Source organism: Pseudoalteromonas sp. CF6-2 (assembly GCF_021729425.1).
Taxonomy (GTDB): Bacteria; Pseudomonadota; Gammaproteobacteria; order Enterobacterales; family Alteromonadaceae; genus Pseudoalteromonas; species Pseudoalteromonas arabiensis.
The window spans coordinates 693047-710413 of the sequence record NZ_CP091442.1; the positions used below are offsets into that span (position 1 = coordinate 693047).

The window sequence follows — 17367 nt, forward strand, 5'->3', positions numbered from 1 at the left end:
GTAAGCGTTAATGAGTGATACAAATACCTTGCTGATGCAAGGCATAGAACAACAAACGATGGGGCGTTTTACTGAAGACGCCTACTTAAACTACTCAATGTACGTCATCATGGACCGCGCTTTACCGCATGTTGGCGACGGACTTAAACCTGTACAGCGTCGTATCATTTATGCAATGAGCGAACTGGGGTTATCGGCGCAAGCAAAATATAAAAAATCAGCGCGTACCGTGGGTGATGTACTAGGTAAATACCACCCACATGGTGATAGTGCCTGTTACGAAGCCATGGTATTAATGGCGCAACCATTTTCTTATCGCTATCCGCTGGTGGATGGTCAAGGTAACTGGGGGGCTGCTGATGATCCTAAGTCATTTGCAGCGATGCGTTACACTGAAGCCCGTTTATCAAAGTTCTCGGAAGTACTACTAAAAGAGCTTGGTCAAGGCACGGTTGATTGGACCGCCAACTTCGATGGTACACTTGATGAACCAATGGTACTGCCTGCGCGTTTACCGCACATTTTACTCAATGGTGTGACCGGTATTGCGGTGGGTATGGCAACCGATATTCCACCACATAATGTGCGTGAGGTGGCCAGTGCCTGTTGCTTATTACTTGATAAGCCAAAAACTGAAATCGAAGAGCTGCTTGAGTTAGTGCATGCGCCTGACTACCCAACAGAAGCTGAGATCATCACCCCCAAAGACGATATCCGTAAGATTTATCAAACAGGGCGTGGCTCTATTAAGATGCGTGCAATTTACACTGAAGAGCAGGGCGATATTGTTATCACAGCATTACCGCACCAGTGTTCAGGAGCAAAGGTTTTAGAGCAAATTGCAGCACAAATGAATGCTAAAAAGCTACCGATGGTGGCTGACTTACGTGATGAATCTGATCACGAAAACCCAACCCGTATTGTGATAGTGCCACGTTCAAACCGCATTAAAGCTGAGCCGTTAATGGCGCACTTATTTGCCACCACAGATTTAGAAAAGAACTACCGCGTAAACTTAAACATGCTTGGCCTAGATGGTCGTCCGCAAGTGAAAGATTTACGAAGTATTTTAACTGAGTGGCTGACGTTTCGCCGCGAAACAGTCAGACGCCGCTTACAGTATCGCTTAGATAAAGTACTAGCACGCTTACATATTTTAGAAGGTTTATTAACGGCCTTTTTAAATATCGACGAAGTCATTGAGATTATTCGTACGGAAGATAAGCCAAAACCTGTATTAATGGAACGCTTTGGTATTACGGATATTCAAGCCGAAGCGATTTTAGAGTTAAAACTACGTCACTTAGCTAAACTTGAAGAATTCAAGATCAAAGGTGAGCAAGATGAACTTGCCCTTGAGCGTGACAAATTAGAGCAAATTCTGGGCTCTGAACGTCGTATGTCGACGTTGATGAAAAAAGAAATCCAAGAAGCCGCTGACATGTATGGTGATGATAGACGCTCACCCGTTGTTGAACGTTTGGAAGCAAAAGCACTGAGCGAAAAAGATTTAATCCCTTCTGAATCAGTGACGGTTGTGTTATCTGAAAAAGGCTGGGCACGTGTTGGTAAGGGTCATGACTTAGATGTAGAAGGTTTAAGTTATAAGTCAGGCGACAGCTATAAGGCCTCTGCGCGTGGTAAGAGTAATCAGCCAGCGGTATTCCTTGATTCAAATGGCCGTGCTTTTGCGACTGATGCGCATAGTTTACCTTCTGCACGTAGCCAAGGTGAGCCTATGACGGGTCGCTTTAATTTAAGTTCGGGTGCTAACTTTGAGCATGTTGTGATGGCCGAAGATAATCAAGAACTCTTGATGGCATCAGATGCGGGTTATGGTTTCATCAGTGACTTTAAAGATCTCGTGAGTAAAAATAAAAATGGTAAAGCATTGGTCAGTGTTCCGAAAGGGGGTGAACTACTTGCGCCAATTCGTATTACCGATATTGCCACTGACTATTGTATGGCTATTTCAAACGAAGGCCGTATGTTGTTATTCCCACTACGTGATTTGCCTAAACTAGGTAAAGGTAAAGGCAATAAAATTATTTCTATTCCAAGTGCGAAAGTACAGGCGAGGGAAGAGTTTGTAAAAGTGTTGGCCGTAGTGCCCGAGGGGAGCAGTGTTACGCTTCATGCTGGTAAGCGCAAATTAACCTTAAAGCCAAGTGACCTTGAGCATTATCATGGCGAGCGTGGACGAAGAGGGAACAAGTTACCACGTGGCTTACAGCGAGTAGATGAAGCTGTAATAGAAATAACACAGACCGATGACATAACGGAGCCATCGGTTGATGATATAACAGAATAATACAAGGCCTGCTTAGCAGGCCTTTTTTATTGGGGTAGATTATTGTTCTAATATTATACCAATCCGCAATAATACTTAATCATTTTGAGGGATTAAACCTGTCGCTATCTGCGTTAAAAATTTCTGATTTAGAGCAACTAAATAACGAAATTTTTGCCTTGCTATCAACGAGGTTTTATTGCCTCAAAATAGACCACTTAATTAAGCGAATTGGTATAAAAAGATATATTTTTAGCGCACACATGTAAGCTAAAAGCTATTGCAGAGGCACTTTTCACGTTATAATGCGCGCTGATTTACCCGAGGAGAATCCGTTTGTTAGCTGTTTTTCGTATTATTATCATGGCTTTATTTATCGTGTTTAGCTGCCTTTTTGGCTTAGTCTTATGCATCATTAAGCCATTTCATACCAATAACGTACATATTATTTCTGGCTGGTTTAGCAAAATGGCTAACTTACTGGGAGTAAAACTTGAATTACGTTACCATGCGGATGCAAAAACAGTTGGCCCTGCAGTGTATGTGGCTAATCATCAGAATAACTACGATTTATTTACCTTGCCTGCAATGGTGCCTGAAAATTGTGTGAGTCTTGGAAAGAAAAGCCTGAAATGGATCCCATTCTTTGGGCAGCTATATTGGTTATCAGGTAATATTTTAATTGATCGCGCTAATCGTTCAAAAGCCGCAGGCACGATTTCAAAATCAGCCGAAAAAATTAAGCAAAAAGGTTTGTCGGTTTGGATGTTCCCTGAGGGCACGCGAAGCTATGGGCGTGGCTTGTTACCTTTTAAAACAGGGGCTTTTCATACAGCAATGAGTGCTGATGTACCTGTTGTGCCAGTTTGCATGAGCACAACGCATAAAACTATTAAGCTAAATCGCTGGGATAATGGTACAATTTACCTCGAAATGTTAGCGCCAATTTATCTTGATAAAGACGTATCTGCTCGTGATCATGCATCGCATGTTCATCAGATTATGGCTGCTAAAATAACTGAATTAGATGCTCAAGTGAGAAATAAATAATGGAAAATTGGCGCGAAATTACTGAAGACATCGTTACTTCATTACTTGAAGATGGCTCAGATCCTGAAGTACTGTACGAAGTAGAACACCACTTTGTTAGCGAAAATTTTGAACAGTTAGAGCAAGCCGCTTTAGCTGCTTTTAAACTCGGTTACGATGTTGAAGAGCCTGCTGAACTTGAGCTAGAGGATGGCGAAAAAGTATGGAGCTTTGATGTAGTCGTTGAGTGTGAGCTTGACGTCGAAGCCATTATGGAAGATGTCGATAAGCTTGAAGCGCTCGCTCAACAATCGAACGTTGAATACGATGGTTGGGGAACTTACTTTCAAGAGTAATTTTGTAGGCGTGAAATTTATTTTGTGCGCGATTTAAAGTCGCGCCTATGATCTGAAGCCTTTTTGTCTCACACTAATTTCGTATTTACCCTCCTTGCTATAGACATTTTTAACCAATTGGCGATAATAAAAAACTCGATGTTTTTATAAACTAAGCTCACATATGCTTGTAACCTTACCCATTGCCGAACTAGTACCAGGGATGTTTGTTGACAGTGTCAGTAAGCAGCACGAGCACATTAATAGCGTTAAAATTAAAACCCGTGGATTAGTTAGAGATAGAAGTATTATTCAACGTCTGGTGTCTGAAGGTGTTGAAGAACTCCTCATTGACTTCACTCAAAGTGATGTTGCGCTTCCGGCTAAATACCAGCCCAAACCCGTAGAAAAACCCAAGCCAAAAAAAGAAAAAAAAGTTGCTGAAAAAGGCATATCGGTCGAACAAGAGTTCGTGAAAGCGAGTGTTAACTACGAACAGCATAGTCGTAAGTTGCAAGTTTTATATTCAGATATCACATCAGGTTTGAAAATGAATATGACACTGCTTGATGAAGTCGTGGTTGATATCGTTAGTTCTGTATTTCGTAATCACAACGCCATGACGATTCTTACTCGTCTTAGAGACAAGCATATTTATAACTGGCGACATATGATCAATACGGCCATTCTGGTGAGTGTATTCGCTAAATATCTTGGGTATAAAGAGCAAACTGTTAAAGAATTGGCAATGGGGGCGCTACTGCACGATATTGGGCAAGCTAAAATGCCACAGGGCGTGCTGTCTAAGCCAAGTCAGCTTAATGACAATGAAATGCAGGTTGTGAAAAAACACGTTGCACAGAGTCTAGGCTTAGTTAAAGGTGAAAAGGGCATTACACCGTTAATGCTTGATATGATTGTTAATCATCATGAACGATTAGACGGAAGTGGTTACCCTAGGGGCATTACAGCCGAAAAGCTAAGTCGTCCTGCCAGAATAATGGCAATTGTCGATGTTTATGATGCAATAACTGCTGACAGACCTCACCAAATGGGAGAGGAGCCAATTTCGGCACTGCGTTATTTATTAGCGAATAAACAGTTATTTGACTCAGAACTCGTACAGCGATTTATAAAGTGTTTGGGTGTGCATCCTGTCGGATCAATTGTGAAGTTAAACAATGAACGCTTAGCGTTAGTCATGGAAGGCAATCAGGACAACCCGATAAAGCCAAAAGTGAAAATCTTTTATAATGCGAAGCACAAACACCACATTACAGCGAAAGATGTTCACTTAAGTGAAGAGCATGAGCTAAAAATAATATCGAGTATTAAGCCCCTTGATTATCAACTTAATTTGGCTCGTTTGTTAAAAGAGCATCTTCTTGTTTAGACTTTACACAGCGCTTTTTAGCGTTTCGTTTTGCAGAAATAAATGCACCACTAAAACAACTCGTCATTAATACTAGCCACAGTAATGTGCCTTTCTCTACGTGCAGTGCCACACAGCATAACACCAACGATAATACTGAGCTGAACATGGCACCTAACCAGTAGTGGTTAACAGGGTTATCACAGTCACCAGCCTTAGTGCATGCGCAATAATTTGCCTTACAGAAATAGTGCACGCTTAAACCACATAGAATTAATGCTGCGATTATCAATGCAATAACCATCACTTTTGCCCAAATAATTTCAATTGCGTTTAGTTTAAGGGGCATAAAATAACATGTCAATCTAAATGATAATTACTATCGTTTGGTGTTTTTGTAACTAGACATCGGACGAGTTTTAAAAAGTTGTTATCTTGTTGTTAAAATGTGGTTTTTTTACCTCTTTCTAACGAAAAGTTACAGTTTTTTGATCTTAATTAAGGTAATGTTCGAAAGTTTGTAATTATTAGAATAATACATCTAATACCAACGCACAGCATTGACCTTTATGCTTAAATTATAGGTTGCCTCTGTGTTTGTTGGGTTAGCTAACATACAAGTTTGCAAGAGGACACAGATTATGAAATTCACTAGAACATTGATTGCAGCATCACTTGCTGTTGTTTCTGCTGACAGCTTTGCTGCAGCTTTCCAATTAGCAGAACAAAACGTATCAGGCTTAGGCCGTGCCTATGCTGGTGAAGCAGCGGTTGCTGATGATGCGTCAGTAGTAGCGCGTAACCCTGCACTTATGTCTTTATTTAAAACTAAGCAAATCTCAGTTGCGGGTATTGCTGTTATTCCTGATGTAAGTTTAGAAGGTGAATCTGCTGCATATGGTTTAGATGAGAATGTACTTGATGATAGTAGCATTGCTCCTTCTGCATTTATCCCAGCAGGTTACTTCACAATGCCATTAAACGACAAAGTATCGTTAGGTTTTGGTGCATTTTCTAACTTCGGTCTTTCAACTGAATTTAATGATAACTACGCGGCAGGCTCAATTGCTGGTGAAACTGAAATCGTTACAGTTAACATGAATGCAAGTGCATCATATAAGTTTAACGAACAGTTCAGCTTAGGTCTTGGCTTAAACTATGTATATGCTGATGCGAAAGTAGTGCGTAATGCAGGTGTTAATCCACTTGGTGTACCAGTAGAGACTGAAATTGTTCACCTTGAAGGCGATGATTACGGCTTTGGTTGGAACATTGGTGCCATGTATCAGTTAGACGAAAACAACCGTTTTGGTTTTAACTACCGTAGCGAAACAGACATCGACTTTGAAGGTGAGTACGCAAATGGCTTACCTGCTGCATTTGGTGGCACTGCGGGCGTTAAAGTACCAGGCGCACTTGAGTTAACGCTTCCAGCTATTGCTGAGTTTTCTGGTTCACACCAGTTAGATAAAAAACTAGGCGTACACTACAGCATTCAATGGACGGGTTGGGATAGCTTCCAAAAATTAGAAGCCTATGTACCAGGTAACGAAGCACCAGTATTTAGAAAAGAAGAGAATTTCTCTGATGCAATGCGTTACTCTATCGGTACTGACTATCAGTACAGCGATGCATTACTTCTTCGTGCCGGTATTGCTTACGATGAGTCACCAGTTGATCAATCTCACTTATCAATCTCTATTCCTGATACAGATCGTTTCTGGTTCTCATTTGGTGGTAACTACGCATTTAGTGAAAACTCAAACGTTGACTTAGGTGTGAGTATCCTTCGCGGTAAAACACAGAACTTTACAGAAGAAGATAGCTTTGCAAAAGCATTAGGCCAAGAAGTATCATGGGACTTTGAATCGAAAGGTCATGCAGTGCTCATTGGTGCTCAGTATAACTACACGTTTTAATAGTGACGCGACGTAAAGTCGCTGCTACAGAGCATTAAAAAGCCGCGCTATAACATTGTTATAGCGCGGCTTTTTTGTAAGCGCGAATAAATCGCGCTTTATATATACTTTTATAGACTTTCGATTTTCGCTTTTTGCGCTAATAGTTTGTCTTTTGCATCTGTAAACTCAGCCAGTTTAGCATGCTCTTTAGCAAGCACAGCTTCTGGTGCGTTGTTTACAAACTTCTCGTTAGCCAACTTGTTTTGAACCTGTGCTAAGCCTTTTTCTGCTTTTTCAAGCTGTTTCGCGATACGAGCTAATTCAGCTTCAACATCGATTAAGCCTGCCATTGGGATCATGATCTCAAGGTTACCAACATACGATGTTGCACACGCTGGCGCATCGTCTTTGTTATCAAGTAAGGTAAATTCTTCAAGCTTAGCAAGCGACGCTAAGAAGGCTTCGTTTTCAGTTAAACGTCGCTTGTCCTCATCAGACGCATTTGCAAGTAACACAGATAGTGGCTTACTTGGGCTGATATCCATTTCACCACGGATGTTACGGATCGCAAGAATGAATTGTTTAACCCATTCAAGGTCGTCCATCGCTTGACTATCAACATTTGCTTCATCGTATACAGGGAAGCCTTGTACCATGATGCTGGTGTTGGCTGTTTCGATGCCCGCAAGCGGTGCAACACGTTGCCAAATCGTTTCTGTGATATAAGGCATCATTGGGTGCATTAAGCGTAGTAAGCTTTCTAGTACTGTGATCAAGGTATGACGCGTACCACGTTGCTGTGCTTCGTTACCTTTAAACAATACTGGTTTAGTAAGTTCTAAGTACCAGTCACAAAATTGGTTCCAAGTGAACTCATAAATGGTGTTTGCTGCTAGGTCAAAACGGTAGTTTTCTAGATGCTCAGTATAGGTTTTAACGGTTGCTTCAAATTGGCCTAAAATCCAACGATCAGCGAGTGAGTACTGTTTTTCAGCATCTGTATTGAAGCCACAATCTTGTTCTTCTGTGTTCATTAATACGTAACGGCTGGCGTTCCATAGTTTGTTACAGAAGTTACGGTAACCTTCAAGGCGGTTCATATCCCAGTTGATATCACGACCCGTTGACGCCATTGCCGCAAGGGTGAAACGCAGTGCATCTGTACCGTGTGCTTCGATGCCGTTTTCGAATGTTTTACGCGTGTTCTTCTCAATCTTCTTCGCTAGTTGTGGCTGCATCATGTTACCAGTGCGCTTTTCAACTAGGCTCTCAAGGTCGATACCGTCAATCATGTCGATAGGATCAAGTACGTTACCTTTCGATTTAGACATCTTATCGCCGTTTTCATCGCGGATAAGGCCAGTTACGTAAACGGTTTTGAATGGTACCTGTGGCTTGCCGTTATCATCTTTGATGAAGTGCATAGTCATCATGATCATACGTGCAACCCAGAAGAAGATGATGTCGAAACCTGTTACCAATACATCAGACGGGTGGAAAGTTTTTAAATCATCAGTGTTTGCAGGCCAGCCTTGCGTTGAGAAAGTCCAAAGCGCAGATGAGAACCAGGTATCTAAAACGTCTTCGTCTTGCTTAAGTGCAACATCATCAGCAAGGTTATTATCGCGGCGTACTTCAGCTTCGTCACGACCAACGTATACGTTACCTTCGTTGTCGTACCAAGCAGGGATGCGGTGACCCCACCAAAGCTGACGTGAAATACACCAATCTTGTACGTCGTTCATCCACGAGAAGTACATGTTCTCGTATTGTTGAGGTACAAATTTAATGTCGCCATTTTTAACCGCTTCTTTCGCAGGTTCTGCTAGAGGTGCTACGCGCACGTACCACTGATCAGTAAGAAGAGGCTCAATCACTACGCCAGAACGGTCACCGTAAGGTACAGTTAGGCTGTGATCTTCGATTTTTTCTAGTAGGCCAAGTTCTTCAAATTCGCTCACAATCGCTTTACGTGCATCAAAGCGGTCAAGGCCGTGTAGACGCTCAGGAATTGGCGCATCTAATTTAAGCTCTTTACCGTCGAATGTGTAGCTTTCACCTTCGCTTAATACCGCAGCATCTTTGTTGAAGATGTTGATCATTGGTAGTTGGTGACGTTTACCTACTTCGTTATCGTTAAAGTCGTGGGCAGGCGTGATTTTCACACAACCTGTGCCTTTTTCCATGTCTGCATGTTCATCAGCAACAATTGGAATGCGACGGTTAACGATAGGCAGTAAAATGTCTTTACCGATCAGGTCTTGGTAACGTTCATCATCAGGGTTAACTGCAACACCTGTATCACCGAGCATTGTTTCAGGACGTGTTGTGGCAACAATGATGTAGTCTTTGCCCTCTTTGGTTTTTACGCCATCAGCAAGTGGGTAACGTAAGTTCCACATGTGACCTTGTTTGTCTTTGTTTTCAACTTCAAGATCAGAAATCGCCGTGTGAAGTTTAGGGTCCCAGTTAACTAGGCGCTTACCACGGTAGATTAAGTCTTCTTTGTGAAGACGTACGAATACTTCTTTAACCGCTTCAGAAAGACCTTCGTCCATAGTGAAACGCTCACGGTCCCAATCTACTGACGCACCTAAGCGACGTAATTGTTTGGTGATAGTGCCACCAGAGTGGTTTTTCCACTCCCAGATTTTTTCGATAAATGCATCACGGCCTAAGTCGTGACGTGTTTTACCTTCTTCAGCTGCAAGCTTACGCTCAACAAGCATTTGCGTTGCGATACCCGCGTGATCAGTACCTACTTGCCATAAAGTGTTATTGCCTTGCATACGCTTTAAGCGTGTTAGCGTATCCATAATGGTATCTTGGAACGCATGGCCCATGTGTAAGCTACCTGTGACGTTTGGTGGCGGAATCATGATTGAGTAAGCGTCACCTTGGCCAGACGGTTTAAAGTAGCCTTTTTCTTCCCAGTCTTGATATAAAGACTGTTCAATATCTTGCGGATTGTAGGTTTTATCCATTACACAGAACCTTAAATAAATGCTTAAATGTCAATTTCTTGCGTTGCAATATGGGCGCCCAGTTGGCGTAGCTTTTTAAACCGCTCACGGGCAGCTTGTTTAGCGTTAGGCTCAACGGGGACAAAATCAAAAACCTGCTGAAAACGGCGAATAAAATCCGGTAGGTGTTCAGCTAAGTTGATTAATATTTTTCTGTTGCCGACAGGTGGAGTCATACCAATTTCAACCGGAGCGCCCCCTTTGGGGCCTTCACCTTGTAGGTTGTGTGGTATAAAGCTATCTGGCTCAAATGACCAGATGATGTCGTCGATTGTGTGGGCCGTGTCAGTGTTATCGGCGTAAATAAATACGCGATGACCAAGACGATACTGATCTGCTGCTATTTTTGCGGCAAGATCAAAACATGCTTTATCAGCTTGCTGGCTGTTACCATCTTGTTTTAGAACGTAAAATTGTGCGTTCATGCTCATTGTGACTTTCGTCCCCACAGATACACAGATCAAAGCAGAGATTTTGACATAGAACGCGTGTTGCTTCAATTAATAAGGCGCCATTTGGCGCCTTATTTAGGGTTAGTTTTAAGCTTGCGATAAGGCTTAATCGTGACTCGCTTCGCTCACACCTGCGCGGTTTAGTAAATACTGAGTTAACATTGGGACAGGACGACCCGTTGCACCTTTGTTTTTACCACCACTGCGCCATGCTGTACCAGCGATATCTAAATGCGCCCAATTGTATTTTTTGGTGAATTTAGATAAGAAGCATGCTGCCGTAATTGTTCCTGCTGCGCGGCCACCTAAGTTGGTGAAATCTGCAAATGGGCTTTCAAGTTGCTCTTGATAGTCATCCCAAAGCGGTAGCTGCCATGCACGATCGCCACTTTGCTCAGACGCTTTAAGTAGGTCATGAGCAAGTGGGTTATGGTTTGAGAGTAAACCCGTTGCATGTGAACCCAGCGCAATAATACACGCGCCGGTTAGTGTTGCTACGTCAACTACGGTATCTGGTTCAAAGCGCTCAACATAAGTGAGCGCATCACACAGTACTAAACGACCTTCGGCATCGGTATTTAACACTTCAACAGTTTGACCCGACATGGTTGTTAAAATATCACCTGGGCGATAAGCGTTTGAGCCTGGCATATTTTCACACCCCGCTAAAACACCGACAACGTTAATAGGTAACTGCATTTGCACTAATGCGCGCATCGTACCAATAACACCCGCTGCACCACCCATATCGTATTTCATTTCATCCATGGCTTCGCCTGGCTTGATTGAAATACCGCCTGAGTCAAAGGTTAAGCCCTTACCCACTAACACGATTGGCGCTTGATCTTTGTCGCCACCTTGATAGTTGATCACCGACATAACCGATTCATTCGCGCTGCCACGGCCAACTGCTAGGTATGAATTCATGCCCAGCTCTGCCATTTTTTCTTCGCCGATAATATCAACCGTTACATTATCGAAGTTATCAGCAATTTCCTGTGCTTGTTCACCTAAATACGCTGGATTACAGATATTTGGTGGCATATTGGCAACGTCTTTACATAATTTGCTACCCGCAGCGATGGCTAGGCCATGCTCAATGGCACTTTCGCCAATCGTTAACTCGCGACGTGTTGGTACGTTAAAAACGATTTTACGTAGTGGGCGACGAGGGTCGCTTTTTTTACTTTTCAGTTGATTGAAGGTGTATAAGCAGTCTTGCGTTGTCTCAACTGCTTGGCGCACTTTCCAATAGGTGTCACGACTTTTAACATGTTGCTCTGTTAAAAAGCATACCGCTTCCATCGAACCGGTTTCGTTTAGTGTATTAATTGTTTTAGAGATGATCTGTTTATATTGCTTGTCATCTAACTCACGTTCTTTACCACAGCCAACCAGCAATACACGCTCGCTCAGTACATTAGGTACATGATGTAGTAATAATACTTGCCCTGGCTTTCCTTCAAGATCACCGCGGCGAAGTAAGTTAGAGATATAACCATCGCTAATTTTATCTAGCTGCTCACCAATGGGGGATAAACGACGTGGCTCATAAACGCCAACTACAATACATGCGCTACGTTGCTTTTCTGGACTACCACTTTTTACGCTAAATTCCATTGTCACTCCTAGTGTTGAGTCATTTAACCTTAAAAAATAAGGGCAAGAAATTCATTTTTTAGTCCTTTCTTACATTTTTTAGTTTATTAATACTAATATTAGCTCATAAACTATGACTCTATTTACGTGTTTTTGAACTTTATCTTATTGTGAATATCAATATCACATAATTGAGGCCATCTGTACCATTTATGCAAGATTATATGTTCTTGCTAGGTATGATATTTCACTATGATGGCATATAATAAAGTGAGTAAAATAACTAGTTTACTCAAAATTTCTTACTATTCCAGTGAAACACGATGTTTAACAGGGGCGAGCATTGCTAATTTTTCGTTATTTGACCACTGAAGTCTTAAAGTCGCAGGTCGCCGTATTTCTAACTTTGATGACCATTTTTGTGTCACAAAAGTTTGTTGTTATTTTAGGGGATGCCTCCGAAGGGGGACTTCCTGCAAAACTTGTACTATCCATGATCGCGCTAAAGCTCCCTCAGCTTGCCTCGCTTATTCTACCTCTTAGTATTTTCTTGGGGATTATATTAGCCTATAGCCGCATTTATGCTGACAGTGAAATGACCGTGCTTAAGGCGTGTGGAGTGAGTGAGTGGTATGTGGTACGTGTAACACTTATTTCAAGCGTGGTTCTTGCCATACTAGCGGGTGTATTAACCTTATATGTTGCTCCGTGGGCAAGCGAACAAGAATACCAGTTAAAAGAGCAGGCAAAAGCGGATGCCGGTTTATCAGCTCTAAGGGCTGGACGTTTTCAACAAACGGGTAACGAAAAAGCAGTCGTGTTTATTCATAATATTGAAAACAGCGGGAAAGAGTTACATAAAGTGTTTGTTGCCCAGCTGCCTGAGCGTGAAAAAGGTGATTTAGCACGTTTAGTTTATGCAGAGCGTGGTGTTGTTATTGAGCAAGAAAATGGTGAACAACAGCTGGTACTTAATGATGGTAAGCGCTATGAAACAGATGGCGAGTCAGCTGCTTTAAACCTAACAGAGTTTGATGGTTACAGTGTGCAAATTCAAGATCAAGAAATTGAGCACCAACGCCGTAAGCTAGAAGCGGTTCCTACTTTTGATTTATTTAAAATGAAAACCTCCGAGGCAATAGCGCAATGGCAATGGCGCCTAGCGATCCCTCTTTCGATCCCATTGTTAACCCTATTGGCAGTGCCTTTAAGTGTTGTTAATCCGCGCCAAGGTAAATTTGCTAAACTAGTGCCTGCGATCAGCTTATATTTGGGTTACTTCATTTTATTAAATGCGGCTAAGTTTGCAGTTGAAGATGGCAAAATCCCTCCTTCAATAGGTCTTTGGTGGATTCATTTATCAGCATTATTCATAGGTGGATTATTGATTATTAAAGGTCGCCCGCTAGGCGCTTGGTTAAAGGCTGTTGTGACTAAGCGGGAGTTAAGCGCATGATGAAAACACTCGATTGGTACTTGGGCCGCAGCATTATTCAAACAACAGGTTTTGCATTAATGGTGCTGGTTGGTATCAGTACGTTAATAAAGTTTATTGAGCAGCTTAAATCGGTTGGTCGTGGTAGTTACGATATTGCGACTGCACTTATCTACACCTTGTATAGCATGCCGGGTGATTTAGTTATATTTTTTCCAATGGCTGCGCTCATTGGTGGTTTAACAGGACTGGGTGCACTGGCATCAAATAGTGAGTTAGTTGTTATGCAGGCCGCAGGAATGTCGCGCTTGCAAATTATTGCTTCTGTAATGAAAACCGCAATGTTCATGGCTATTTGTATGATGGCCCTAGGTGAGTGGGGTGCGCCAGAAGCGCAGTTAAAAGCCAAAGAGATACGTAACCATGCTATTTACGGTGGTGATGTGTTTAGTGCCCAGCAAGGTGTATGGGCAAAAGATGGTAGCAATTTTATTAATATAGAAGACGTTGATCAGCAAGGTATTTTACGTGGTGTTCATATGTATCACTTCGATAAATCTTTGCAATTAACGCAAATCACTAAAGCTGAAGAAGCCGTTAACCGTCAAGATGGTTGGCTACTTCGCGATGTAAATAAAGTGAAGATCACGCCAGAAAAAATCACCACAGAACAGCAAGATGAAGAGTTTTACGACTCACAGCTGACGGCCGAAAAGTTGGGGGTAGTATCTGTAAAACCAGAGTCACTTTCATTTACAGGGCTTTGGTCTTATTTAAGTTATTTACAACAAAATGAGCAAGACACAAGTACATATGAGCTTGCATTGTGGCGCAAGTTTATGCAGCCGATATCTATCGCAGTAATGTTATTAGTGGCTTTATCGTTTATTTTTGGCCCGCTACGCACAGTAACTATGGGCGCACGCATCATCATGGGTGTTATAACGGGGATTACTTTTCACCTAACAAACGAAATTTTTGGCCCTGTTGTCATGGTTTATCAAATACCTGCCGTAATAGGCGCCGTGTTGCCAAGTATCTTGTTTATTGGTTTTGCAACCTATTTATTGAACAAACGAGTGTAACACTCAGCACAAAAAAGCGTGGTTTTGAAGCCACGCTTTTTTGTGCTTGTATGTAGCTTAATCTAATGAGCGATAAATGCGCTTGTTTTCTTCTTTTGTAAGCGTGATCACTTCTGTTTTAGCTACATAATCTTGCAGTGCCCGCTTATTTTTAAAATCAATTAATACCACTAAATTACCCAACCCCAGTAGTGCGCTAATTGCTCTAAGAGCGCCTTGTGGCCAGCTTATTAGATTACCATCGAGTGTTTGTACTTTTAAACGCCATGCGCGCATACCAATCGTTTGACCACTTTTAGCCCAAAAATAGCTAAAGAAAGCGACGCTCACTAATACCAATAAAGCGCTGCGAATCCCATAAAGAAGCGGTGAGTTTTGAATATAAGCTGAGACATCTTCTGCATCTCCAATAGTTAATATGTCTAGCGAAATTAAAGCTTGAATAGCAAGTAGATAAAGCACAGTTGTCAGCATCGCAAAAGCAATGACAACTAATGTATCGTAGATTAAAGAAGCAAAACGGCGCCAAAAACCGGCACGTGGAAACTCAGCTGACATAGACAATCTCATCCAATTAAATTGCGCAGTAGTTTAGCAAAGTACTCACAAAACAAGAAATACTTAGCGATTGTTTAGTAATTCGACAAGCAGGTCTGACCTGCTATAGTTGAGAAAATAATAAAAAGAGCACACACAATGTCTATTTCAAAAAGTGAAACTCATCATGTTTTTAATCAGCCTCAACCATTAGAAAACTATAATGTTTATCAAGCCGATGATGTTTTGAAATATTGGCAAAAGCAATTTTCAGGTCAGTGGGACACTGCGCATTTAACGGCATTTGGGGAGCAAGTGGGTGGTGCACTATTGCAAGCTGGATTCTTAGCAAACAAGCACTTACCTGAATTAACGACTCACAGTCGGTTTGGCGAACGCATAGATCAAGTTGATTATCACCCGAGTTACCACCAATTAATGCAGCATGCTATTGAACAAGGGCATTGCGCTTTACCTTGGCAGCAAAAAAAGCCTGGCAGTCATGTAGTCAGAGCTGTAATGGCGGTGCTGCATAATCATGCAGATCCAGGCTCAGGTTGTCCCCTCACTATGACATTTGCCAGTGTGCCAGCGATTGCTAGCCAAGCCAATGTGGCACAAAAGTGGCTGCCAAAAATACTTTCAAAGCATTACGATGGCAGCAATAAACCTTGGTTTGAAAAACAAGGGGTTACCATTGGTATGGCAATGACCGAAAAACAAGGTGGTTCTGATGTGCGTGCAAATACTACAAAAGCTGCACCATTAACGACTGCAGGAGCAGGTGAGCTTTATAGCTTAGAGGGACATAAGTGGTTTTGCTCAGCGCCTATGAGTGACGCATTCTTAGTGCTTGCAAATACGGATGAAAAACAACTCTCATGCTTTTTAGTACCTAGGTGGCTCGAAAATGGTGAAAAAAATGCCCTGTATATTCAGCGCTTAAAAAATAAGTTAGGTAATCAATCGAACGCCAGTTCAGAAATAGAGTTCAGGGGGGCGCATGGTTGGCTTTTAGGTGAACCGGGGCGAGGTATTGCTACTATTATTCAAATGGTAGCACTTACTCGTTACGATTGTATGTTAGGCTCGAGCTCGTTAATGCTTCAAGCTGTAAAAGAAGCGATATGGCATACTGCAGGGCGAAGTGTATTTGGTAAAAATTTACACCAACAACCTCTCATGTTAAATGTACTGGCTGATTTAGCAATCGAGGCTGAAGCTGCTTTGGCAATCTCTATGCGTATAGCTCATGCCCTTGATAATCAAAATGATAACAGCGAAGTATTATTGGTTCGAAGTGCCACCGCGATTGGCAAATACTGGATTTGTAAGCGTGCTATTCAACATACCTATGAGGCGATGGAGTGTATTGGTGGCGTGGGTTATGTGCAAGACAATGTCACTAGTCGTCTTTATAAAGAAGCACCGGTTAACTCTATTTGGGAAGGTTCCGGTAATGTACAGTGCTTAGACTTATTACGTGTTTTTAAACGTGAACCTGAGTCGTTAAAAGCACTTATAAATGAGCTGGAGAAAGCTCGAACACTTAACCAAGAGTTTGCGATTAAACTTGATGAATTAAAGCTCATGCTCAATGAAGCTAAACATCTGGAAATGCATGCTCGGCGTATAATGGAGCACCTAGCGCAGCTTTGGCAAGCCGCAACCTTGCTACAGTTCGGCGAGCCAATTATCGCTGATGCGTTTGTTAAAAGCCGCTTAAAAGGAACAGGGTTTTCGCAGTATGGTTGTTTGAGCCATGAGATTGATTGTGAGGCTATCGTCCTGCGAATGATGCCAAAACATCAAAGTTAATCATTTGTATATTAATTGTTCGGTTGAAAGGGCGAGACGAATAAAACGCTTGCTGCCATACCCATTCTTTGTATAATGCTTGGCATAGAGACAAAGGCAGTAAATAAGTTTTTGCTCTAAAGTGGTTTTTCTTTATCTTCTCGTGTTTAGAAGGTGAAAGAAAAATGAAGCCAGTATGATGGAATTGGTAGACATGACGGATTCAAAATCCGTTGCCTTCGGGCGTGGCGGTTCAAGTCCGCCTACTGGTACCACTTTTATGACCTCAGCAGTTTTGCTGGGGTTTTTTTATGCCTGAAAAAGTAGCTTGCGGACTCAAGCGCCACGCGGGGCGAGGCACTAAAGCAAGTAAAAGTCCGTCTACTTATACCACTTTTTAACCCTAGCCAATTGGTTAGGGTTTTTTTATGCCTGAAAGAGTAGTTTGCGGACTCAAGCGCCACGCGGGGCGAGGCACTAAAGCAAGTAAAAGTCCGCCTACTGGTACCACT

The 17367-nt window shown here is 42.1% G+C and carries 13 protein-coding genes and 1 tRNA gene; 9 read left to right on the forward strand and 5 right to left on the reverse strand.

Annotated features, from left to right (window positions below; all coding sequences use genetic code 11):
- The first annotated feature begins 10 nt into the window (after positions 1–10).
- The 4 genes from parC (at position 11) to L3Q70_RS03305 (ending at position 5047) form a co-directional block, all read left to right on the forward strand.
- Positions 11–2311 carry a DNA topoisomerase IV subunit A gene (parC, locus tag L3Q70_RS03290; RefSeq protein WP_237114840.1) on the forward strand — a complete coding sequence of 767 codons (2301 nt, stop codon included), beginning with the start codon at positions 11–13 and terminating at the stop codon, positions 2309–2311.
- A gap of 315 nt (positions 2312–2626) precedes the next feature.
- The gene (locus L3Q70_RS03295; protein WP_193988357.1) at positions 2627–3340 is read left to right on the forward strand and encodes a 1-acylglycerol-3-phosphate O-acyltransferase; all 714 of its coding nucleotides are present in this window, start codon (positions 2627–2629) and stop codon (positions 3338–3340) included.
- The gene (gene rraB / locus L3Q70_RS03300; protein WP_062570138.1) at positions 3340–3675 is read left to right on the forward strand and encodes a ribonuclease E inhibitor RraB; all 336 of its coding nucleotides are present in this window, start codon (positions 3340–3342) and stop codon (positions 3673–3675) included. The genes L3Q70_RS03295 and rraB overlap by 1 nt, the downstream gene beginning before the upstream one ends.
- 163 nt (positions 3676–3838) lie before the next feature.
- Positions 3839–5047, forward strand: a complete 1209-nt coding sequence (locus tag L3Q70_RS03305) for an HD-GYP domain-containing protein (protein WP_062570139.1) — start codon at positions 3839–3841, stop codon at positions 5045–5047.
- Here the strand turns inward: L3Q70_RS03305 and L3Q70_RS03310 are convergent.
- Entirely contained in the window at positions 5007–5330 is a 324-nt protein-coding gene (locus L3Q70_RS03310) for a hypothetical protein (protein ID WP_062570221.1), read from the reverse strand. The two genes, L3Q70_RS03305 and L3Q70_RS03310, sit on opposite strands and share 41 nt — an antisense overlap.
- A 337-nt stretch (positions 5331–5667) precedes the next feature.
- On the opposite strand from L3Q70_RS03310, the gene L3Q70_RS03315 reads away from it, so the two are divergent.
- The gene (locus tag L3Q70_RS03315) at positions 5668–6945 is read left to right on the forward strand and encodes an outer membrane protein transport protein (RefSeq protein ID WP_062570140.1); all 1278 of its coding nucleotides are present in this window, start codon (positions 5668–5670) and stop codon (positions 6943–6945) included.
- 110 nt (positions 6946–7055) lie between these two features.
- On the opposite strand, the gene L3Q70_RS03320 is transcribed toward L3Q70_RS03315, so the two are convergent.
- The 3 genes from L3Q70_RS03320 to pepA form a co-directional block, all read right to left on the reverse strand.
- A complete protein-coding gene (locus L3Q70_RS03320; RefSeq protein ID WP_237114841.1) occupies positions 7056–9911 on the reverse strand; it encodes a valine--tRNA ligase in 2856 nt (951 codons plus the stop codon).
- Between the two features lie 23 nt (positions 9912–9934).
- Positions 9935–10381: a DNA polymerase III subunit chi gene (locus L3Q70_RS03325; RefSeq protein WP_062570142.1), complete on the reverse strand. Its 447-nt coding sequence runs from the start codon at positions 10379–10381 to the stop codon at positions 9935–9937.
- 126 nt (positions 10382–10507) lie between these two features.
- Positions 10508–12022 (reverse strand): leucyl aminopeptidase, encoded by a 1515-nt coding sequence (gene pepA / locus L3Q70_RS03330; protein WP_062570143.1) that lies wholly within the window; start codon positions 12020–12022, stop codon positions 10508–10510.
- A gap of 322 nt (positions 12023–12344) precedes the next feature.
- Between pepA and lptF the strand changes: the two genes are divergently transcribed.
- Together lptF and lptG are read left to right on the forward strand one after the other, a co-directional pair.
- Positions 12345–13457 carry an LPS export ABC transporter permease LptF gene (gene lptF / locus L3Q70_RS03335; RefSeq protein WP_062570144.1) on the forward strand — a complete coding sequence of 371 codons (1113 nt, stop codon included), beginning with the start codon at positions 12345–12347 and terminating at the stop codon, positions 13455–13457.
- Positions 13454–14521, forward strand: a complete 1068-nt coding sequence (lptG, locus tag L3Q70_RS03340) for an LPS export ABC transporter permease LptG (protein ID WP_062570145.1) — start codon at positions 13454–13456, stop codon at positions 14519–14521. The genes lptF and lptG overlap by 4 nt, the downstream gene beginning before the upstream one ends.
- Before the next feature lie 57 nt (positions 14522–14578).
- On the opposite strand, the gene L3Q70_RS03345 is transcribed toward lptG, so the two are convergent.
- A complete protein-coding gene (locus L3Q70_RS03345) occupies positions 14579–15079 on the reverse strand; it encodes an RDD family protein (RefSeq protein WP_193988359.1) in 501 nt (166 codons plus the stop codon).
- Positions 15080–15217: 138 nt separating this feature from the next.
- On the opposite strand from L3Q70_RS03345, the gene L3Q70_RS03350 reads away from it, so the two are divergent.
- Both L3Q70_RS03350 and L3Q70_RS03355 read left to right on the forward strand, forming a co-directional pair.
- Complete coding sequence (locus L3Q70_RS03350) at positions 15218–16876, forward strand: acyl-CoA dehydrogenase family protein (RefSeq protein WP_237114842.1); 1659 nt, start codon at positions 15218–15220, stop codon at positions 16874–16876.
- Between the two features lie 169 nt (positions 16877–17045).
- Positions 17046–17130, forward strand: a tRNA-Leu gene (locus tag L3Q70_RS03355).
- Positions 17131–17367: the final 237 nt, after the last annotated feature.